Origin of the sequence: Hasllibacter halocynthiae (assembly GCF_003003095.1) — a bacterium.
Taxonomy (GTDB): domain Bacteria; phylum Pseudomonadota; class Alphaproteobacteria; order Rhodobacterales; family Rhodobacteraceae; genus Hasllibacter; species Hasllibacter halocynthiae.
Genome location: NZ_PVTT01000001.1, coordinates 1167360 through 1188136 on the forward strand (window position 1 = coordinate 1167360; position 20777 = coordinate 1188136).

Genomic DNA, 20777 nt, shown 5'->3' on the forward strand with positions numbered 1-20777 from the left:
CGCCAGTGGCGGCCCCGTTCGTTCCCGGATGGAAACGGTCAGTTCGCTTGGCGGCGCAGGAAGGCGGGAATCTCGATCCGCTCGTCCTCCGGCTCCTCCATGCCCTGGGGGGCGGGCGCGAAGTCGGGCTGGCGCGGCGCGTCGCCTCCGGCGCCGGTCATGCGGCCGATCAGCCCGCCGAAGCCGCGGTTCCTCGGCTCGGCCGGCGAGACGTCCCGCTCGGCGGCGAGGACGGGGCGTCCCCGCTCGGCGGCGGCGGCGCGCAGGCGGGCGAGGGTGTCGCCCCCTGCGCCCTCGGGGGCCGCGGCCCGGGCGCGGGGCCGCTCGGCGGCGGGGGCGCGCCGCGGGGCGACGAAGTCGGAGGGCTCGCCGTCGAAGCCCTCGACGAAGGCGCGCTGGGGCCTGGGGGCGGGCTCGTAGGCGGGCGCGGGAAGCTCGTCGCCGCCGGGGGCCCGGTCCTGCGCGCGGACCTGCGCGGGCCCCTCCTCGCGGGGGGAGGGGGCGAAGCCGTCGAACGCCTCCGGCTCGGGCTCGGCCCTCTCGCGGGGCGCGGGCGCGGCCTCGGCGGCGGGGCGGAAGTCGGGCTGGAAGTCGGGGCGGAAGTCGGGCGCGGGGGGCGCGGCCACCACGGCGGGCTCGGGGGCGGGGGCTTCCTCGACCGGGGCGGGCGCCTCGTCCGCGACGGGACGGGCGATCGGCTCGGAGAGCTTGCGGCGCGGCACGGGGGCGGGCTGCGTCTCGGCGTTGGCGTCGATGCCCGTGGCGACGAGCGAGACGCGGATGCGCCCCTCCATCTCGGGGTCGAGGGTCGAGCCGACGATGATGTTCGCCTCCTCGTCGACGGTCTCGCGGATGACGTTCGCGGCCTCGTCCAGCTCGTAGAGGGTCATGTCGGGGCCGCCGGTGATGTTGATCAGCGCGCCCTTCGCACCGGCGAGGCTGATGCCGTCGAGCAGCGGGTTGGCGATCGCGGCCTCGGCGGCGCGCTTGGCCCGCTCGCTGCCGTCCTCGATCCCGGCCTCGCCGGTGCCCATCATGGCCTTGCCCATCTCGTCCATCACGGAGCGGACGTCCGCGAAGTCGAGGTTGATGAGGCCCGGGCGCACCATCAGGTCGGTCACACCCTTCACGCCCTGGTAGAGCACGTCGTCGGCCATACCGAAGGCGTCGGTGAACGTCGTCGCCTCGGAGGCGAGGCGGAAGAGGTTCTGGTTGGGGATGATGATGAGGGTGTCGACGTGCTTCTGGAGCGCCTCGATCCCCTCCTCGGCCTGCTTCATGCGGCGAGAGCCCTCGAACTGGAAGGGCTTGGTCACGACGCCGACGGTCAGGACGCCCAGCTCGCGCGCGGCCTGGGCGATGACGGGCGCGGCCCCGGTGCCCGTGCCGCCGCCCATCCCGGCGGTGATGAAGCACATGTGCGCGCCCGCGAGATGGTCGATGATCTGCTCGAGCGTCTCCTCGGCGGCCTGCTGGCCGACCTGGGGGCGCGCGCCGGCGCCCAGCCCCTCGGTCGCCTTCACGCCGAGCTGCACCCGGTGCTGCGCGTCCGACTGCGAGAGGGCCTGCGCGTCGGTGTTGCCGACCACGAACTCGACCCCGTCGAGGTTCTTCGCGATCATGTTGTCGACCGCGTTGCCGCCTGCGCCGCCGACGCCGAAGACCGTGATGCGCGGCTTCAGCTCCTCCCCGTCGGGGGAGGACATCGTGAGTGTGAGTGCCATGTGCCTGTCCGCCTGTCTGCTCTGCGATGGGGCCCGTTCGCCGGGCTTCGTCCGATTGAGAGGACGTTAGAACAGGACCCGGGGGGCCGTCACGCGGAAAACACGGGGTCGATTCGCCGAACGTTCCGAATGTGGCAATTCGCGTGGCGGGCGTTGCGCCGAGGTCGCAGTGTTCCCCGGGCGTTCACGCCGGCGTTGCCCGCAGGTCACGCGGGATTTCCGCCCATGGGCCGCCCCGCCCGCCGCACCGCATGCCGCACCGCCCGCCATCCGGGCCTGCCGCCGCCCCGGGCGGGCACCTCACCAGTTAGAGCGCATCCATTGGATCGCCCGGCGCAGCGAGCGGGCGGGGAAGGTCGTCGCCGCCGCCTCGAAATCCCACCACTCGTCCTGCGGCTCGGCCGCGAAGAGGCCGAGGCCCGTGAGCGCGGCGAAGGACGGCCCGGAGAGGGTCTCGGGCGCGCCGCGCACGCGCATGGGGCGGCCCTGGCGCACCTGGGTGCCGAGCACGCGCGCGGCCAGCGTGGTCATGCCGGGGATCTCGGACCCGCCGCCCGTCAGCACCACCTGCTGGTTGGGCAGGTGGTCGAAGCCCGCCGCGTCGAGGGCGGCGCGCACCTCCTCGAGGATCTCCTCGACGCGGGGGCGGACGATGCCGATCAGCTCCGCCCGGGTGGCCTGGCGGCTGTCGCGGTCCCAGTCGCCGGTCCCGCCGCCCAGGGCGATGGGCTCGCGGTCGTCCTTGCCCGTGGCCTGCAGCCCGCCCTGGAGGCACTTTATCCGTTCGGCCCGCTCCTCCGCGATCTGGAGGCCCTGGGAGATGTCGCGCGTGACGTGGCGGCCGCCGAGGGGGATCGAGTCGGCGTGGATCATGTGCTTGCGGAGGAAGACGGAGATGCCCGTCGCGCCGCCGCCCATATCGACGCAGGCGGCGCCCAGCTCCTTCTCGTCCTCGACGAGGGCGGCGAGGCCGGCGGCGTAGCCCGCCGAGACGACGCCCGCCAGCTCGAGGTCGCAGCGCTTCACCACGGAGGCGAGGTTGCGGAGCGCCGCGCCCTCGGCCGAGACGAGGTGGAGGTCGCAGGTCAGCCGCCGCCCGACCTGCCCGCGCGGGTCCGCGAGGCCCGAGCGGTGGTCGAGCGCGAAGTTCACCGGATGGGCGTGGAGGACGGGCCGGTCCTCGCCCAGGGGGGGCATCTCGCAGGCGGAGAGGACGGCGGCGACGTCCCCCTCCTCGACGGTGCCGTCCTCGATCACGTGCTCGCCCGAGAGGCCGTAGGAGCGGGGCGCCCCGCCCGAGAGCGAGGCGATGACGTGGTCGACCCGCACGCCGGCCATCTTCTGGGCGGACTGCACGACCGTGCGGATCGCGCGCTCGGCCTCGGTCATGCCGGCGATCTCGCCCAGGCGCACCCCGCGCGAGCGGGTGGCCGCGGCGCCGATGACGCGCACGCGCCCGTGCCCGGCCATGCGGCCGACGCCCGCGCCGACGGGCTCGGCGTCGTCGACGCGCAGCACGAAGCAGCCGATCTTGGAGGAGCCGACGTCGAGGATCGCCACGTAGCCGCGCTGAAGGGCGGCGCGGCGGACGGCACGCATCTGGCGTTGGCGGGCGTAGATGTCGCTCATTCGCGGTCTCCGGCGGCGAGGGTGAGGGCGCGCGCGGCGGCAACCTGGGCGCGCGCGGGTTCGAGAAGGCGGATCAGGGGGCGCGCGGGGTCGCGCAGGTCGAGATGGGTGACGGCCCGCTCGAACAGGCGCTCGCGGGCGTGGAGGCGCGCGGCGACCTCCATCGCGGCGGCGGGGCCCGCCGGGGGCAGCATCACGCGCTGGCCGCCCGAGAGGACGGCGTCCCAGCGGCGGTGGCCGACGCGCACGAGGGCGCGCAGCTCGGGCAGGAGGGGGCCCGCGGCATGCACCACGTCGAGCGCGGAGGACGCCGCCGAGGAGGCGCCCTGCCCCACGAGGAGCGGCAGGCCGGGGTGATCGGCGCGCCGGTCGGCGTCGGCGACGCGGCGGCCCTCGGGGTCGATCAGCACGAGCCGCTCGCCCGTGCGCCAGACGAAGGCGGGCACCCGTTCTGAGAGGGCGACGCGCAGGCGGCCGCCCGAGACGGAGAGCTCGGCGTCCGCGACGGCGTCGAAGGCGGTCGCGGCCTCGCGCAGGGCCGGAAGGTCGAGATGGAAGGAGGAGGCGGGCAGCGCGCCGCCGAGCACCTCGGCCACGGCGGACGCGGTGTCCGCGGAGGCGCCGGTGACGGTGAGGCCGGAGACGATGAACTCGGGCCGGGTCTCGAAGGCGTGGCGCGTCTCGGCGGCCCAGGCGAGCGCGGCCTCGCGGTTCGCGGCCACCCCCCAGCCGACCAGCGCGGCGAGCGCGGCCGCCGGCGCCCAGCGCAGCGCCGCGCGCCGCACGAGGGGCGTCAGCCACAGCCGCTGCGCCCGGTAGGCGAGGCGCGAGGGCGCGTAGTCGCGGCGGACGGCCGGCGCGGCGCGGCGGATCAGCGGTCGCACGAGGCGTCCTCCGCCAGGAAGGCGCAGAGCGCGGGGAAGGACATGCCGTCGTGGAGCGCCTGCTCGGGCGTGAGCGAGGTCGGCGTCATGCCGGGCTGGGTGTTCGTCTCGAGCGCGAGGAGGGCGCCGGTGGCGTCGTCGAAGCGGAAGTCCGTGCGCGAGAGCGACCGGCAGCCGAGGGCGCGGTGCGCGGTCAGGGCGTGGGCGCGGCAGGCCTCGGCGATCCCGGAAGGCAGGTCGGCCGGCAGGACGTGGCGCGAGCCGCCCGTCTCGTACTTGGCGGCGTAGTCGTACCAGCCGCCCCCGGCCGAGAGGATGTCGGTGACGGCGAGGGCGCGTTCCTCGCCGGGGGCGCCGATGGCCGAGACCGTCAGCTCGCGCCCCGGGGCGAAGGCCTCGACCAGCACCTCGCCCGGCATCTCGGGGCCGAGCGCGGGGGGCCGGTTCGCGCCCTCGGGGACGATGTGGACCCCGACGGAGGATCCCTCGGCGTTGGGTTTGACCACGTAGGGCGGCGGCATGGCGTGGGCGGCGGCGGCCTCGGCCCGGGGGACGATCCGGCCCGTCGGCACGGGCACGCCCGCGGCGGCGAGGACGGTCTTGGCGCGTTGCTTGTCCATCGCGAGCGCCGAGGCGGCGACGCCCGAATGGGTGTAGGGAAGGCCCAGCACCTCGAGCATCCCCTGCACCGCGCCGCCTTCGCCGAAGGGGCCGTGCAGGGCGTTGAACACGACCTCCGGGCGCGCCGCGCGCAGGCGGTCCGGCAGGGTGCGGACGTCCGTCCCCTGCCCCGCGTCGATCTCGACGACGTCGTATCCCGCCTCGCGCAGCGCCGCGGCGCATTCGCGCCCCGAGGACAGGGACACCTCGCGCTCGGCGGAGGGGCCACCCATCAGAATCGCCACGCGGGAAAAGCGCCTCTCGGCCATTGCCCGCCTCATGTCCCGGCGGGCGCCTCGTCTCGGGCCCCTCGCCTTTCTGCTCGTTCGGCCCCTCTCTCTCGGGGGCCTTTCAGTCCGGCCGGGTCTCGCGCCCGATCCGGATCACCTCCCACTCTAGGAGATGGCCGGAGGTGTCCGCCACCCTCTTTCGGACGTGCTCGCCCAGCGCCTCGAGTTCCGTGGCCGTGGCGCCATCAAAGTTCTCGAGGAAGTTGGGATGCTTGGGCGACATGCGCGCGCCGCCCATGGCGTGGCCGCGCAGCCCCGCCCCGTCGATCAGCTTCCAGGCCTTGAGATCCATCGGGTCGCCCGCCTCGCCCGTGGAGGAGTAGCCGGCGGGGTTGCGGAATGTCGAGCCCGCGGTGCGGTCCTTCGTGGGCTGCGTCTCGTCCCGGCGGGCGAGCTGGTCCTTCATGCGGGCGCGGAGGAGATCGGGGTCGCCCTCGGGCGCGTCGAAGGCGACCTCGGTGACGACCGCGCCCTCGGGGAGCGCGGAGGAACGGTAGGCGAAGCCGATCCCGTCGTTGGGGATGGTGGCGAGCGTGCCGTCCCGCAGCACGGCGCGGACATGGCGCACGCGGTCGGCGGCGTAGGTGCCGTAGCAGCCCGCGTTCATCGCGACGGCGCCGCCCGCCGTGCCGGGGATGGTGCGCAGGAAGGTCAGGTCGCGGCCCGCGTCGGCGGCGGCGGTGGCCACGCGCATGTCCAGCGCGGCGGCCCCGGCGATCACGTCGCCCTCGACCCGGGTGGCGTTGAAGCCCCGCCCGAGGCGGATCACAACGCCGGGGATGCCGCCGTCGCGGACGATGAGGTTCGAGCCGACGCCCATGGGAAAGACCGGCACGTCGGGGGGCAGGTCCTTCAGGAAGGCGGCGAGGTCCGCCTCGTCGGCGGGCTGGAAGAGCCAGTCGGCGGGGCCGCCCACGCGCAGCCACGTCAGGTCCGCGAGGGCGCGGCCCTCGGCCAGGCGGCCGCGGGGGGTGGGCATGCGGGTCATGGCCCCTCCCCCGGTCGGAGGGCGGGGATCGTCCCGGCCGCGACCGGGGCGACGACGAGGAGGAGGGGCACGGTCATGCGAGGCGTCGGCGCAGCCAGCCGAAGCCGCGGCGCAGCGGCCATCGCAGCACGAGGCAGCCCGCCGCGAGGGCCAGGAGGCCCTGCCCCGCGCCGCCCGCGAGGAAGGTCCAGGCCAGCAGCGGCAGGCCGGCGGCGAGCAGCGCCCAGGCCAGGGGCCAGTGCGCACGCCGCGACGGCAGCATGGAGAGGACGGCGGCCGCGACGATCCAGAGGCAGACCCAGACGAGCGGCGCGGCGAGGGGGCCCGCGCTCATCGCGGCAGCGGGGGCGGCGTCCGGCCGCGCAGGACGGCCCCCGCCCAGCCGCAGGCGAAGCGCAGCGGGTTCCGCATCACCGAGAGCAGCGCGAGCGCGGGCGGGATCAGCCAGGGCCAGCCATGCGCGGCCGCGATCCAGAGCGCCAGCGCGGCCCCGCCGGGCAGGAGCAGCATCACCGGCCAGAGCTGCCGGCGCACCGGCAGGAGCGCGGCGACGCCTGCCGCGAGCGCCCAGAGGCGGGCGAGGAGGACCGGCAGGCTCATCCCAGCGCGGCGGGGAGCGTGCCCACCCAGCCGGAGATGGAGCCCGCCCCGAGGCAGACGAAGATGTCGCCCGGGAGCGCCACCTCGCGGAAGAGCGCGGCGAGCCCGGCCTCGCCGTCGGCGACGGCGCGGGCGTCGCGGTGGCCGGCGCGGGTGAGGCCGGCGACGAGGGCGTCGCGGTCGGCGCCGTCGATCGGCGCCTCGCCGGCGGCGAACACGTCCTGAATGCCGGCGACGTCCGCGTCGACGAAGGCGCCCGCGAACTCGTCGAAATGGTGCGCGAGGCGGGTGTAGCGGTGCGGCTGGTGGACGGCGATGACGCGCGCGCCCTCGCGGTCGGACACGGCCTGGCGGGCGGCCTTGAGGACGGCGGCGATCTCGACCGGATGGTGGCCGTAGTCGTCGATGATGGTGACGCCGTCCACCTCGGCCACGGTGGTGAAGCGCCGCCCGACGCCCTGGAAGCCCGCCAGCGCGCCGCGGACCTGGTCGTGCGTGAGGCCGAGATGCAGCGCGACCGCGACGGCCGAGAGCGCGTTCGAGACGTTGTGGTCGCCCGGCATGGGCAGGCGGCAGTCCCGGATCGTGCCGCCGACGCGCAGCTTGATGTCGAAGCACGCGACGCCGCCCTCGTAGCGCAGGTTCACCGCCCGGACGTCGGCCTGGGCGTTGAAGCCGTAGGTCACGATGCGCCGGTCCGTGGTCCGCCCGGCCAGCGCCCGGACCTCCGCGTGGTCGGTGCAGAGGATCGCGAGGCCGTAGAAGGGGATGGCGGCGACGAAGCGGTCGAACCCCTCGCGCAGGGCCTCGATCGTGCCCCAGTGGTCCATGTGCTCGGGGTCGATGTTGGTGACGATGGCGACCGTGGCCGGAAGGCGGTTGAAGGAGCCGTCGCTCTCGTCGGCCTCGACGACCATCCACTCGCCCTGGCCGATCCGCGCGTTCGAGCCGTAGGCGTGGATGATGCCGCCGTTGATGACCGTCGGGTCCATCTCGCCCGCGTCGAGGAGGGCGGCGACCATGGTGGTCGTGGTGGTCTTCCCGTGCGTGCCCGCGATGGCGACGTTCGACTTCATGCGCATCAGCTCGGCCAGCATCTCGGCCCGGCGGACGACGGGGATGCCGCGGCGGCGCGCCTCGTCCAGCTCGGGGTTGCCGGGCTTGATGGCGGTGGAGATGACGACGACCTCGGCGTCGCCGAGGTTCTCGGCCCTCTGGCCGATGGAGACGTCCGCGCCCCGCCCGGCGAGGCGCTCGGTGATCTTCGACGCCTTCGCGTCCGAGCCCTGGACCGTGAAGCCGTGGTCGAGCAGGACTTCGGCGATGCCCGACATGCCGATGCCGCCGATGCCCACGAAGTGGATCGGCCCGAGGTCCAGGGGAAGCCGAGTCGGGCGGAAGAGGTGGGCGGCGGCGTTCATGCTGGCACTCCTGCGGCGGCCTCGACCATGTCGGCCAAGGCCCGGGCGGCGTCGGGCTTGCCGACGGAGAGGGCCGCGCGCGCCATGTGCTGCGCGGCGTCGGGGTCTTGCAGTATCGCGGCGATATGCTGGGAAAGGGTCCCGGGGTCCACCCGCCGCTCGGGCATGAGGACGGCGGCGTCGGCCTCGGAGAGGCCGCGGGCGTTGGCGGTCTGGTGGTCGGCCGTGGCGGCGGCGAAGGGGATCAGGATGGAGGGCCGCCCGATCACCGAGAGGTCCGCGACCGTCGAGGCGCCGGCCCGCGCGATCACGAGCTGCGCCTCGGCGATGAGGCGGGGCATGTCCTCGAAGAAGGGGGCGATGTCGGCGGGCACCCCCGCCGCGTCGTAGGCGCGGGCCGCCCCCTCGGCGTCCTCGGCGCGGGCCTGGTGGGTGACGCGCAGGTTGCGGCGCAGGTCGTGCGGCAGGAGGGCGACCGCCTCCGGCACCGCCTCGGACATGATGCGCGCGCCCTGGCTGCCGCCGAACACCACGAGCGACATCGGGTAGTCGCCCGGCGGGATGTAGGGCGCGGCGGCGCGGTCGCGCACCGCCTGGCGGACCGGGTTGCCCGTGTGCAGCGCCTCGACGCCTTCGGGCAGCTCGGTCGGCCAGGTGCCGCAGGCCACGGCGAGGACGCGGGTGGCGAAGAGCTGGTTGACCCGCCCGAGGACGCCGTTCTGCTCGTGGATGAGGCGGGGCAGGCGCAGCGCGGTGGCGGCGGCGAGCGCCGGGATCGAGGGGTAGCCGCCGAAGCCCACGACGCAGGCCGGGCGGTTCCGGCGGAAGCGGGCCATGGCAGCGCCCGCGCCGCCCATGATGCGGAACGGGGCGGCCGCCTTCGCCAGCGCGCCGCCGCGCGCGAAGGTGGCCGACCGCACCTCGCGCACGGGGACCTGGCGGGGGAAGCCGCCGGCGTACCGCGCGCCGCGGTCGTCGGTCATCAGCTCGACCCGCCAGCCGCGGGCGAGCATCTCCTCGCCCAGGGCCTGGGCGGGGAACATGTGCCCGCCGGTGCCGCCCGCGGCGAGGGTGAGGAGCGGCCCGTCCGTCATGCCCGTCATCGCCCCTCCATCGCGTCGACGAGCGCGCCCTGCGGCCGGTGCCGCGTCAGCGCCAGCAGCGTGCCGACCGCGATCCCCGTCGCGATGAGCGAGGAGCCCCCGTAGGAGACGAAGGGCAGCGTCATGCCCTTGGCCGGCAGCAGCCGCACCGCGACCCCGGTGTTGATGAGGGCCTGCACCCCGAAGGCGCAGACCATGCCGGTGCCCGCGAGGCGGGCGAACGCGTCCCGCTCGCGCAGGAGGCGGTGGAGCGAGCGGACCACCACGATCCCGAACAGCGCGAGGATCCCCATGACCATCATCAACCCGAACTCCTCCGCGGCGACGGCGATGATGAAGTCGGTATGGGCGTCGGGAAGGCGGACCTTCACCTGCCCCTCGCCGATGCCGACCCCGAAGAAGCCCCCCTCGCGGATGGCGCCCGTGGCGTAGCCGATCTGGGTGCGGGGGTCGATCTCGGGGTTGAGGAAGCCGTCGATGCGGCGGGCGAAGTGCTCGGAGTTGCCGTAGGCCACCATGCCGAAGGCCACGACCCCCGCCCCGAGGGACGCGATCAGCGGGATCGACGCGCCCGCCACGAACCACATCACCCCCCAGGAGAAGAGGACCAGCGCCGCCTGCCCGAAATCGGGCTGCAGCGCGAGGAAGGCGACGATCAGCAGGGTCAGCCCGAAGGAGAGCGCGCGCCCCGGGATGCCGCCGGGCTGCGCGGCCCCCGCCATCAGCCAGGCGGCGGTGACGACGAAGCAGGGCTTGAGGAACTCGGACGGCTGCACGGAGGCGAAGCCGAGCGAGTACCAGCGCGTCGCGCCCTTGCCGAAATCCGTGCCGAGCACCGGCAGGAGCGCGACGGCGACGAAGGCGAAGGCGAACCCGATCGTCCCGAGGCGCCGGATCGTGCGCGGCGTCATCATGGAGAGGACGAGCATCACGCAGATGGCGAGCGAGGCGAAGATGGCCTGCCGCTCGACGTAGTGGAAGGAGGGCAGGCCGTTGCGCCGCGCGAGGGTCGGCGAGGCGGCGAGGCCGAGGATCAGGCCGATCGCGACCAGCGCCAGGATGCAGGCGAGCGTCCAGCGGTCGAGGCTGCGCCACCAGCGCGGAAGCACCGGGTCGCGCGGGGCGGCGTAGGGCGCGCCGTGCACCATCTGGGTCATGGGGGCCTCGCTTCGCCTGCCGCCCGTTGGCCGGGTCTGCCCGCATCGCTAGCCCAAGGCCGCAGGCGGCGCCACGCAGCGGCGGCGGAACCCCGCCGGTGTGGGGCGGCGGGAACACGAGCGGCCCGGCCCGCCCCCGGGGGGACGCGCGCGCGGCGCAGGCGCGCTGGACCCCGCACCTGCCCCCCGCTAAGGACCGCCGCATGCCTGACGCGCGCCTCTTCCGAATTACCCGCCCGGCGGGCTGAGGGACCACCCCTCCGCCCGGCCGGGAGACACACGCCCCACGCACCCCACCGACGGACGGCCCGATGCCCTCAGATCAATCGCCGGACTACAAGGCGACGCTCAACCTTCCCCAGACCGACTTCCCCATGCGCGCCGGCCTGCCCAAGCGCGAGCCCGAGTGGCTGGCCCGCTGGGAGCGGCTGCGCGTCTACGACACCCTGCGCGAGCAGGCCGAGGGCCGCCCCTCCTTCGTGCTGCACGACGGGCCGCCCTACGCCAACGGCAACCTCCACATCGGGCACGCGCTCAACAAGATCCTGAAGGACATGGTCGTCCGCTCGCGCCAGATGATGGGCTTCGACAGCCGCTACGTGCCCGGCTGGGACTGCCACGGCCTGCCGATCGAGTGGAAGATCGAGGAGAAGTACCGCGCGAAGGGCCGCGACAAGGACGCGGTCCCCGTGATCGAGTTCCGCCAGGAGTGCCGCGAGTTCGCCGCCCACTGGGTCGACGTCCAGCGGGAGGAGTTCAGGCGCCTCGGCGTCACGGGGAACTGGGACGACCCCTACCTGACGATGGCCTACCACGCCGAGGCCGTCATCGCGGGGGAGTTTCAGAAGTTCCTGATGAACGGCACGCTCTATCAGGGCTCGAAGCCGGTGATGTGGTCGCCGGTCGAGAAGACCGCGCTGGCCGAGGCGGAGGTGGAGTACCACGACCGCCCCGTGGACGCGGTGTGGGTGGCGTTTCCGGTGGAGAAAACGGGCCTGTCAAACGACGATCTCGACCGGGAGATTGCAGCGCGGCGCACGTTCTCCGCCGCCCAGGACTACGAATATGGAGCGGCAGAAGAGAAACGGGACCGTTCGGAGCTCCCGTTGGAAGGATCGAAGGTCGTCATCTGGACCACCACCCCTTGGACCCTGCCCTCCAACCGCGCGATCGCCTACGGCCCGGGCATCGACTACGGCCTCTACGAGGTCACGAACACGCCGGAGGAGTGCTGGGCGAAGGTGGGCGACCGCTACCTGATCGCCGACGCGCTGGCCGAGGAGGCGCTGGGCGCGATGCGCCTGACGCCCGAGACGTGGCGGAGGCTGCGAGGCGTCTCGGCGGACGAGCTGTCGGCGCTGACCTGCGCCCATCCCCTGCGCGGGGCCGAGGGCGCGGGGGGCGAGTGGGACTACGACGTGCCGCTGCTGGCCGGGGATCACGTGACGGACGACGCCGGCACCGGGTTCGTGCACACCGCGCCCTCCCACGGCGACGACGACTACATGCTCGGCCGAGAGCACGGGCTGGAGATCACCCACAACGTCGAGCCCGACGGCACCTTCCGCGCGGATCTCCCCTTCTTCGGGGGCGAGGCGATCGTCCGGCCGAACGGCAAGCCAGGCGGCGCGAACAAGGCCGTCATGGAGAAGCTGATCGAGGTCGGCGCCCTGCTCGCCCGCAAGCGGATCACGATCTCCGACGCCCATTCCTGGCGCTCCAAGGCGCCCGTCATCCGCCTGAACCGGCCGCAATGGTTCGCGGCCATCGACCAGACACTGGACGACGGGATGGACGCGCACGGCGACACGATCCGCGCCCGCGCCCTGACCTCGATCGACGAGCTCGTCGAATGGGTGCCCCGGCGCGGCCGCAACCGCCTCCATTCCATGGTCGAGAACCGGCCCGACTGGAACCTCTCCCGCCAGCGCGCCTGGGGCGTGCCGCTGACCTGCTTCACGAGGAAGGGCGCGAGGCCGGGCGACGAGGGCTTCCTGCTGCGCGATCAGGCGGTGAACGCCGCCGTCGTCGCCGCCTTCGAGGCCGAGGGCGCCGACGCCTGGTACGCCAACGGCGCGAAGGAGCGGTTCCTCGGCGAGAGGGCGGATCAGTACGACCAGGTCATGGACATCCTGGACGTGTGGTTCGACTCCGGCTCGACCCACGCCTTCGTGCTGCGGGACCGTCCCGACGGGACGCCCAGCGGGATCGCGGACGTCTACCTCGAGGGGACCGACCAGCACCGGGGCTGGTTCCAGTCGTCGATGCTGCAGGGCTGCGGGACCATCGGGCGGGCGCCCTACCGGGCCGTCGTGACGCATGGGTTCACGCTGGACGCGAAGGGCATGAAGATGTCCAAGTCCATCGGCAACACCATCGCCCCGCAGGAGGTGGTCGCCCAGTACGGCGCCGACATCCTGCGCCTTTGGGTCGCGCAGTCGGACTGGACCGCCGACCACCGCATCGGCCCCGAGATCCTGAAGGGCGTCGCGGACGGCTATCGCCGCCTGCGCAACACGCTGCGCTTCGTGCTGGGATCGCTGCCCGATGAGGTGCCGGCGATGCCGGAGGACGCGCCCTCCCTCGACCGCTGGGTGCTGGGTCGGCTGCGCGAGGTCCACGAGGAGGTCGTGGCCGGCTATGCCGCCTACGACTTCGCCCGCGCCTGGCGGACGGTGTTCGAGTTCGCGACGGTGGACCTGTCGTCCTTCTACTTCGACGTCCGCAAGGACGCGCTCTATTGCGACGGACCCTCCTCGCCCCGCCGGCGGGCGGCCGAGCACGTGCTGGGCGCCATCCACGAGCGTTTGACCGCATGGCTCGCGCCGATTCTCGCCTTCACCGCGGAGGAGGCGTTCCTCGAGCGGCATCCGGGCGAGGACGCGTCGATCCACCTTCGTGACTTCCCCGGAACGCCCGAGGACTGGCGCGATGAAGCGCTGGACCGAAGCATGCGGGAGGCGCGCCGCGTGCGCCGCGCGGTGACCGGCGCGCTCGAACTGAAGCGGCGCGAGAAGGCTATCGGCTCCTCGTTGGAGGCCGCGCCCGTCGTCCACGTGGACGGCGAGACGGCCGCGATCCTGGAGGGCTTCGACTTCGCCGACCTCTGCATCACCAGCCGGATCGCCGTCACCGCCGCGCCCCCGCCGGACGACGCCTTCCGGACGGAGGAGGCGCCAGGCGTGGCCGTGGCGTTCGCCCGCGCCGAGGGAGAGAAGTGCGAGCGCTGCTGGAAGGTCCTGCCCGACGTCGGCACGCATCGTCACCCCGGGGTGTGCGCGCGCTGCGACGATGCCCTCGGAGGCTGAGGTCCGGTCCGCCCTCCTCGCCCTCGCCGCGGAGCGTCGGGGGCGGACCTTCTGCCCCTCGGAGGGGGCGCGCCGCCTCGCGGAGGACTGGCGCCCGCTCATGCCGCTCGTGCGGACGCAGGCGGCCCGGCTCGCGCGGGAGGGGCGGCTGGTCGCCACGCAGGGCGGCGCGAAGGTGGACGCCGATGCTGCCAGGGGTCCGATCCGCCTGGGCGCGCCCTAGCCCCCGTTCGCTCGCCCGGGGTGCTGTCCGGAACGGCGCCTTCGGCGGCCGCCCCGAGCGCGGTGTCAGCCCTCGCGCGCGTTCGCCACGGCCTCCTCCAGCTCCTCCAGCGGCACGGCGCCGGGGATCACGCGGTCGCCGATCACGAAGGCGGGCGTGCCCCCGATGCCCAAGGCGTCCGCGAGGGCGCGGGACCGCTCGATGTGTTCGTCCGCCGCGCCGCCGGCCAAGGCGGCCTCGATGGCGTCGAGGTCCATCCCGGCCTCTTCGGCGGCGGCCATGGCGGCGGCGGCGTCCGCACGGCCGCCGTCCATCAGCGCCTTGTGCATCTCGGTCCAGCCGTCCTGCCCCATCGCGGCGAGCGAGACGCGCGCGGCGGCCACGCTCTCCTCCGAGAGGATGGGGAACTCGCGCATCACGACGCGCACCTGCGGGTCGGCGGCGATCAGCGCCTCCACCGTGGGGGCGACGCGGCGGCAGAAGCCGCAATTGTAGTCGTAGAACTCGACGACAGTGACGTCGCCGTCGGGATTGCCGAGGACGGGCGCGTCCTCGCCGCCGAAGAGGTCGTCCGACAGGTCCGACACGGCCTCGGCGCGGGCGGCCTCCTCGGCGGCGGCCTCGCGCTGCTGGAGGATGGCGACGGCCTCCATCACGACCTCGGGGTTCTCGAGGATGGCCTCGAGGGCGAGATCCTTCACCCGTTCCTCCGTCAGCTCCTGCGCCGCGGCGGGCGCGGCGAGGGCGGCGCCCACGAGGAGCGGGGCGAGGGCGGTGCGTCGGATCATGGGGGCGTCTCCGTCTTGCGTGAGTCCATCTTGCATGGGCCGGGGACATCCTACCGGCCTGCCGGCCGGGCGCCAGACGCGATCACGCAGGCGTCAGGGGCAGGCGGCGGCCCGCCCCCTGCCCGTCCGCCGGCGCGGCGCCGGGGCCGTCAGGCCACCTGCCCCTCGGCCCATTCCCAGGGCCGGGTGTAGGCGCCGAGGGTGTGGGCGACGTCGCCCTCCTGAACCTCGCCAGTCTTCTCGACCCGGGCGACGAGGCCGCGGTGCTTGTCCTCGACGACCTCGGCCACGCGCGCGTTCAGCCCCGCCTCGGCAAGCGCGGCGTCGTAGACGCGGGTGATGGCCCGGCGGCGCAGGTCGGGCTTGAACACCTTGCCCACGGCCGTCTTCGGAAGCTCGTCGATGATCTCGAGGTGCTTGGGGTGCGCCGCCCGCTCGCCGATATGCTCCTTCGCGTAGGCCAGGAGGTCCGCCTCGGAGGTCTGAGCCCCCTCGACCAGCTCGACGTAGACGCAGGGCAGCTCGCCCGCGTGGGCGTCGGGCTGGCCGATGGCGCCGGCCATGGCGACTGCCTCGTGGCCGGCCAGCGCCTCCTCGATCTCGGCGGGGTCGATGTTATGCCCGCCCCGGATGATCAGATCCTTCGCCCGCCCCGTGATGAAGAGGTAGCCGTCCTCGTCCACGCGGCCCAGGTCGCCCGTGCGGAGGAACTTCCGGTTTCCGACCGTGTGGTAGAGGTTCTCGTTCTTCGAGGGGTCCGTGTAGGTCCCCGTCTCGAGGACGCCCGGGTTCGACACGCAGATCTCGGCCACCTCGCCGCTGGGCGGCTCGGTCCCGTCATCCTTGAGGATCAGGACCTCGGTATAGGGGAAGGGAATCCCGACCGAGCCGATCTTCTTCTCGCCGCCCACGGGGTTGATCGAGACGAGGCAGGTGCACTCCGTCAGGCCGTAGCCCTCCAGCAGCTCGATCCCGGCGGCCTTCTCGAACCGCTTGAAGAGCTCGACCGGAAGGGGCGAGGAGCCCGAGAACGCCATCTTTATCTTCGAGAGGTCCGCGTCGACGGGCCTTTGCATCAGCGCGGAGATCGCCGTCGGCACGGTGATCAGGAAGGTGACGCCGTATCGCTCGCAGAGCTTCCAGAAGTTGTCGAACACGCCCTCGCCCCGGTAGCCCTGGGGCGTGGGAAAGACGACATGAGTGCCCGAGCGGGCGCAGGCCATGAAGATCACGTGCACCGCGAAGACGTGGAACATGGGCAGGGGGCACATGATCACGTCCTCCTCGCTGAAGAGCAGCGCGGCGCCGAGCCAGCCGTTGTAGACGATCCCCGACTGGGTGTGCTGCGCGAGCTTGGGCATGCCCGTGGTGCCGCCAGTGTGGAAGAGGGCGGCGACCCGGTCCTCGGAGGACGGCTCGAAGGTGAGGGTGGTGGGCTGGCGGGACAGCTCCTTGTTGAAGTCCAGCACCTTGGCCTTGTGCGCCACGGGGTTCTTCGGCCGGATCATCCCGGCGACCCACGACCGCGGGGGCGAGAGGTAGCGCAGGAGGTCGACCTCGAGCACCGTGTGGACGTCCGGCGCGTCCTCGAGGGCCTTCGCGACCTTCTGGGGCACGTCGGTCTTGGGGAACGCCTTCAGGGTGACGACCACCTTCGCCCCCGTCTCGCGCAGGAGGGCGGCGATCTGCGAGGGATCGAGCAGCGGGTTGATCGGGCTGACCACGCCCGCCACGAGGCCGCCGCAGAGCGCCCAGACCGTCTCGGAGGCGTTGGGAAGGACGTAGGCGACCGTGTCCCCCTCCGCGATGCCGAGCGAGCGGAAGAGGTTCGCGGCCTGGTTGGTGCGCGACAGCAGCTCCGACCATGTCACCGTCTCGCCCTTGTCCTTCAGCGAGGAGGTCAGCTGGAAGCTGACAGCCGGGCGGTCCGGGAACTTCCGAGCCGTCTCCGACAGCATTTCGTAGAAAGTCGCGGGCTTGGGCTGGTCGTCCCAGGAGACGTCCTGGATCGCGCCCCGCGCCTCGAGCGAGCTGAAATCGAGCATGGCTTCCTCCCTTGGCGGCACCCCTCCCCGGGCGGCCGCTTCTCGTTGGGGCGGAGGATGCCTTGGAACGCGGGTGCGCGGCAAGGTGGTGGCATCCGTGCCCGGCCGAACGGACGCGGCGTCAGGCACGGCGGGGTCGGCGGCCGAGACGGCGGCGGGCCGCGGCGCGTCCCGGGCGCCGGATTCGCCCGTGGATGCGCCCGTGCGGGGCGCGGGGCCGCCGGGCTTCGGCGCGCCGCCCGGCCCCCGATCAGCGCGAGGAGGCCGCCTTGCGCCCTTCGCGCAGGTCGTCGCCCTCAGCGCCGTTGAGGAGCCGCTCGACGAGTTGGACGAGGCGGTCCTCGTGGTAGGGCTTCTGCAGGAAGCCCTGGTAGAGCCCTTCGTCGCGGCCGGGGACGCGGCGCTCGGGCACCGCGCTGGTGAGGACGACCGGCATGGCGATGCCTTCGGCGCGCGCGGCGCGGATCATCTCGACCCCGTCGAGCGACGGCATCATGAAATCCGTGACGACGACGTCGAACCCGCCGGCGCGCATCGCCTCCAGCCCCTTGCGACCGTTCGGCCGCACGACGACCTCGTGCCCTTCGTCCTCCAGCGTGATGCTGACGAGCAGCGCCACCGCCGCCTCGTCCTCGACGAGAAGAACCCGGCTCATCGAACCCGCCCTCCGCCCGCCGACGCGCTTGTGGGCGAGACGACCGTCGCGCTCGTGGTGGTATCGGCGAGCCTTTCGTGGCCGGAGACGTCCCGAAGGACGATGCCCTCGGCCGTGACCTCGAACTCCTGCGAGATGTGGTCGAAATCGCTGTCGCGGATCTTCAGCACGGAGATGCGCCGGCGCACCGCATTGCCGTCGAGCGTATAGTGCAGGATGATCGTGTTGTCGATCGTGCCCGACAGCTCCTCGACGGCCAGCGCCTCCGGGAAGAAGAGCTGCGGCACCTCGCGGGTGTAGATCGTGGTCGCGCCCTCGGCCTTGAGGATGTCGTTGAGGGCGCGCAGGAACGAATGGATCCGGCCCGGGAATGTCAGCGGCCGCTGCAGGGCGTTGATCCCGTCGATCACCACCCGCCGCGCCCCCGTGCGGCGCACCGCCGACACGATGCGCTGCCCCAGATCGTCGATGAGGTTCTCGAGCGGGGGCTGCCAGACGACCTCGAGCGCGCCGCTCTCGCGGAGGGCGTCGAGGTCGACGCCGACGGACGTGGCCTTGCGCGCCAGCCTGTCGGGCGTCTCGTAGAAGCCGAAGAACAGGCCGCGCTCGTCGGGCGTGCACTCGCCCAGGAACTGCATGGCGACCGTGGTCTTGCCGCTGCCCGTGGGGCCCAGGACGACGCTGGAGGACCGCTCGGGGATGCCGCCGCCGATCATGGTGTCGAGCGCGTCGACACCAGTCGGGAGCCTCGTGTCGGAGGTGCCGGGCACCGGCTCGCGGGATGCCTGCGTCTCGAGGCGCGGGAAGACGGTGAGGCCATCCTCGCCGATGCGGTATTCGTGCCGCCCGCGCAGGAAGGCCGAGCCGCGCTGCTTGTGGACGATCAGCGTGCGGAGCGCCCGCTCGGCGCGCAGCTCGTCCTGGAGCTCGATCCAGCCGTCGACCATCGTGTACTCCGGCGAGGAGGACGCGCGCGACTGGTTCGTCAGCAGGAGGATCGTCGTCTCCGTCAGCGCCGCCTGCTGGCCGATCTCATGGACGAAGGCGCGGAAGGCCGCGTCCGCGTCGCGGCCCCCGGCGTGGTCGCGCGCGGCGAAGAGGCCGTCGATGACCAGGAGCGCGGGCCTGCGCTTGCGCAGCTCCGCCGAGACCAGGCGGATCAGCGCGTCCGGCCCCTCGTCGCGGATGGTGGCGTACGCGCCGGCGTAGTAGACGCGGTCGGGGATGTGGGCCGGCTCGAAGAAGGAGAAGCCGTTCATGTGCGAGAACATGCGCCCGAAGCTTTCCGCGAGGAGCGTCAGGTAGAGCGCGCCCTCGCCGCGCCGCGCCCTCTCGTGGCAGATCTGGTTCGCCATGATGGTCTTGCCGGCGCCGGGCGGCCCTTGGACGATGTAGGCGGACCCGCGCACCAACCCGCCGCCGAGGATCTGGTCCAACTGCGGCACGCCCGTCCCCATCCGTTCGATCGGCGCGATCTCGGGGTGCATGCCGGCATCGTCGTCCGTTCGGCCCGCGTCGTTTATGCTCTCGCTCCAATCGTCGTTCGCCGCCGAGCGGCCGGATGCGGTGTCGCGCAGTCTTCCCCGGCGGGCACGCGCGGCGCAAGCCCACCTTTGCATCTTGCGATTCCCGGCGCGGTCGGGTTTTCTGCCGGTGGTGGAATGGGATGCCGTGATCGGCACGCTCGGGGGACGGGGAATCCGCAGCGGCTGGCCAGCATGGACGGGCGAGTGGACAGTGAATGCTGCAGGACGTGAACGACGAAGCCTACGAAATCGATAGGCGCCGGACGCGTCAACACGAGTCGATGACGCGGTTCGGCCTGTTCGCGCTGCGCACGGAAGAGCCGGACGCATTGCTGCAAGGCGCCTGCGAGGCGGTGGCCGAGGGCGTGGGTGCGCCCTTCGTGAAGGCGCTGCGCTACCGCGAGGCCCATGACGACCTCCTCGTCCGCGCCGGCTTGGGCTGGCCGCCGGGCGTCGTCGGCGAGGCGACGCTGGGCGCCGACCACGGGTCGCCGGCGGGCTACGCCTTTCTCACGGGCGAGGCGGTGCGATCCAACGACCTGCGCGGCGAGACCAAGTTCCGCACCCCGTCGTTGCTGCGCGAGAACGGCGTGCGGGCCGCCATCAACGTGCCCATCGCGGACGGCGACAGGCCCTATGGCGTGCTGGAGGCGGACAGCACCGTGCCGGACGCCTTCGTGCCGGAGGACGCGACCTTCATGCTGAAGGTCGCCAACACGCTCGCCGTCGCGCTGGAGCGTTCGGCTGCGCGGCAGGAGATCCTGCGGATGAAGGAGCGGCAGCGCCTGCTCGCCCAGGAGATGAGCCACCGGGTGCGCAACCTGTTCACGGTCGTGCACGCCCTGATCGGCATCTCGGAACGCTCCGCCCGCAACGAGGACGATCCCATGGCCGCCTTCGGGATCCTGCGCGAACGCATCGGCGCGCTGGCGACCGCCAGCACGATCGGCACCGCGGACGCGAGGTCGGACAACGCCTCCGTCGATCCGGCGATGCTGTCGCGGGAGGTGCTGGCGCCCTATGGCGACCCCGTCACGGTCGAGGGGGACGTCCCGCTCGTCCCGGATACGTGGGCGATGCCGATCGCCCTGGTGCTGCACGAGCTGGCGACCAATGCGGTCAAGCACGGATCGCTCTCCGTCGCGGGGGGGAAGGCCGTGCTGCGCTGGAGCGAGGAGGACGGCACCCTCGCCGCCCGGTGGTCCGAGCATGGCGGCCCGCCGTTCGAGGGGATGGACGAGGGACGCGGCTTCGGCGCGCGCATGATGAAGATGGTGCTCACCCAGGTGAGCGGCTCGATCGAGCGCACGGCCCACGAAGGGGGGCTGGTGGCGACCCTTCGGATCGCCCGGCCCGCCGACGCCGCCCCCTAGCGGGTTCCACGCCGCCGTTCAGGCCGCGGCGATGACGCGGAGCAGCTCGGTCGCGTCGTAGGGCTTGGACAGCGTCGCCAGGGGATCGAGCGGCAGCAGGCTGGCCCGCATGGCGGGGTCGAGGTTGCCGGACGCGAACACCAGAGCGACGTCAATCTCGGCGCGCACCCGCTCGGCCACCCTTCGCCCGGACCCGCCGTCCGCGAGCCGCAGGTCGACCACCATCAGGTCGGGCCGCGCCTCGAGCGCCATCGCGACCGCCTCGTCCTCTCGCGCGGCGGTGCCGACCACCTCGTAGCCGGCCGCCTGGAGGGTCAGCTCGACGTCGAGGGCGATCAGCAGCTCGTCCTCGACGATCAGGACACGGTCGATGCCCCCCACGTGATCGGCGGACCGCGATGCG

Annotated in this window: 18 protein-coding genes; 3 read left to right on the forward strand and 15 right to left on the reverse strand. The window is 73.3% G+C overall.

Annotation, left to right across the window (positions count from 1 at the left end):
• Nucleotides 1-38: 38 nt before the first annotated feature.
• The 10 genes from ftsZ to BCF33_RS05890 form a co-directional block, all read right to left on the reverse strand.
• Entirely contained in the window at nucleotides 39-1724 is a 1686-nt protein-coding gene (gene ftsZ, locus BCF33_RS05845) for a cell division protein FtsZ (RefSeq protein WP_106159936.1), read from the reverse strand.
• Between the two features lie 300 nt (nucleotides 1725-2024).
• Nucleotides 2025-3353 carry a cell division protein FtsA gene (gene ftsA, locus BCF33_RS05850; protein WP_106159937.1) on the reverse strand — a complete coding sequence of 443 codons (1329 nt, stop codon included), beginning with the start codon at nucleotides 3351-3353 and terminating at the stop codon, nucleotides 2025-2027.
• Nucleotides 3350-4237, reverse strand: coding sequence for a cell division protein FtsQ/DivIB (locus tag BCF33_RS05855; protein ID WP_158259356.1), 888 nt, complete (start codon nucleotides 4235-4237; stop codon nucleotides 3350-3352). Before BCF33_RS05855 ends, ftsA begins: the two co-directional genes overlap by 4 nt.
• A complete protein-coding gene (locus tag BCF33_RS05860) occupies nucleotides 4225-5178 on the reverse strand; it encodes a D-alanine--D-alanine ligase (protein WP_211292357.1) in 954 nt (317 codons plus the stop codon). The genes BCF33_RS05855 and BCF33_RS05860 overlap by 13 nt, the downstream gene beginning before the upstream one ends.
• Nucleotides 5179-5248: 70 nt before the next feature.
• On the reverse strand, nucleotides 5249-6175 hold the full coding sequence (murB, locus tag BCF33_RS05865; protein WP_106159938.1) for a UDP-N-acetylmuramate dehydrogenase: 927 nt from the start codon (nucleotides 6173-6175) through the stop codon (nucleotides 5249-5251).
• 73 nt (nucleotides 6176-6248) lie between these two features.
• Nucleotides 6249-6509 (reverse strand): DUF2484 family protein, encoded by a 261-nt coding sequence (locus BCF33_RS05870; protein ID WP_106159939.1) that lies wholly within the window; start codon nucleotides 6507-6509, stop codon nucleotides 6249-6251.
• Complete coding sequence (locus BCF33_RS05875) at nucleotides 6506-6775, reverse strand: DUF2484 family protein (RefSeq protein ID WP_106159940.1); 270 nt, start codon at nucleotides 6773-6775, stop codon at nucleotides 6506-6508. The genes BCF33_RS05870 and BCF33_RS05875 overlap by 4 nt, the downstream gene beginning before the upstream one ends.
• Nucleotides 6772-8196, reverse strand: a complete 1425-nt coding sequence (murC, locus tag BCF33_RS05880) for a UDP-N-acetylmuramate--L-alanine ligase (protein ID WP_106159941.1) — start codon at nucleotides 8194-8196, stop codon at nucleotides 6772-6774. Before murC ends, BCF33_RS05875 begins: the two co-directional genes overlap by 4 nt.
• On the reverse strand, nucleotides 8193-9299 hold the full coding sequence (locus BCF33_RS05885; protein ID WP_425432751.1) for a UDP-N-acetylglucosamine--N-acetylmuramyl-(pentapeptide) pyrophosphoryl-undecaprenol N-acetylglucosamine transferase: 1107 nt from the start codon (nucleotides 9297-9299) through the stop codon (nucleotides 8193-8195). The genes murC and BCF33_RS05885 overlap by 4 nt, the downstream gene beginning before the upstream one ends.
• On the reverse strand, nucleotides 9296-10456 hold the full coding sequence (locus BCF33_RS05890) for an FtsW/RodA/SpoVE family cell cycle protein (RefSeq protein WP_106159942.1): 1161 nt from the start codon (nucleotides 10454-10456) through the stop codon (nucleotides 9296-9298). The genes BCF33_RS05885 and BCF33_RS05890 overlap by 4 nt, the downstream gene beginning before the upstream one ends.
• 311 nt (nucleotides 10457-10767) lie before the next feature.
• Here BCF33_RS05890 and ileS point away from each other — a divergent pair, with 311 nt between their 5' ends.
• Both ileS and BCF33_RS05900 read left to right on the forward strand, forming a co-directional pair.
• The gene (gene ileS / locus BCF33_RS05895; protein WP_106159943.1) at nucleotides 10768-13764 is read left to right on the forward strand and encodes an isoleucine--tRNA ligase; all 2997 of its coding nucleotides are present in this window, start codon (nucleotides 10768-10770) and stop codon (nucleotides 13762-13764) included.
• Complete coding sequence (locus BCF33_RS05900; protein WP_106159944.1) at nucleotides 13748-13987, forward strand: DUF3253 domain-containing protein; 240 nt, start codon at nucleotides 13748-13750, stop codon at nucleotides 13985-13987. Before ileS ends, BCF33_RS05900 begins: the two co-directional genes overlap by 17 nt.
• 65 nt (nucleotides 13988-14052) lie before the next feature.
• On the opposite strand, the gene BCF33_RS05905 is transcribed toward BCF33_RS05900, so the two are convergent.
• The 4 genes from BCF33_RS05905 to BCF33_RS05920 all read right to left on the reverse strand — a co-directional run bounded on the left by BCF33_RS05905 (nucleotide 14053) and on the right by BCF33_RS05920 (nucleotide 18962).
• Nucleotides 14053-14775, reverse strand: a complete 723-nt coding sequence (locus tag BCF33_RS05905; protein WP_106159945.1) for a DsbA family protein — start codon at nucleotides 14773-14775, stop codon at nucleotides 14053-14055.
• A 149-nt stretch (nucleotides 14776-14924) separates the two neighbouring features.
• On the reverse strand, nucleotides 14925-16820 hold the full coding sequence (locus BCF33_RS05910; protein ID WP_106159946.1) for an acyl-CoA synthetase: 1896 nt from the start codon (nucleotides 16818-16820) through the stop codon (nucleotides 14925-14927).
• 250 nt (nucleotides 16821-17070) lie between these two features.
• Nucleotides 17071-17475, reverse strand: coding sequence for a response regulator (locus tag BCF33_RS05915; RefSeq protein ID WP_106159947.1), 405 nt, complete (start codon nucleotides 17473-17475; stop codon nucleotides 17071-17073).
• Nucleotides 17472-18962 (reverse strand): ATPase domain-containing protein, encoded by a 1491-nt coding sequence (locus tag BCF33_RS05920; RefSeq protein ID WP_158259357.1) that lies wholly within the window; start codon nucleotides 18960-18962, stop codon nucleotides 17472-17474. Before BCF33_RS05920 ends, BCF33_RS05915 begins: the two co-directional genes overlap by 4 nt.
• Before the next feature lie 254 nt (nucleotides 18963-19216).
• On the opposite strand from BCF33_RS05920, the gene BCF33_RS13890 reads away from it, so the two are divergent.
• A complete protein-coding gene (locus BCF33_RS13890; protein WP_146132786.1) occupies nucleotides 19217-20374 on the forward strand; it encodes a sensor histidine kinase in 1158 nt (385 codons plus the stop codon).
• 18 nt (nucleotides 20375-20392) lie between these two features.
• Here the strand turns inward: BCF33_RS13890 and BCF33_RS05940 are convergent, their stop codons facing one another.
• Nucleotides 20393-20755 (reverse strand): response regulator, encoded by a 363-nt coding sequence (locus BCF33_RS05940; RefSeq protein ID WP_158259358.1) that lies wholly within the window; start codon nucleotides 20753-20755, stop codon nucleotides 20393-20395.
• Nucleotides 20756-20777 lie beyond the last annotated feature (22 nt).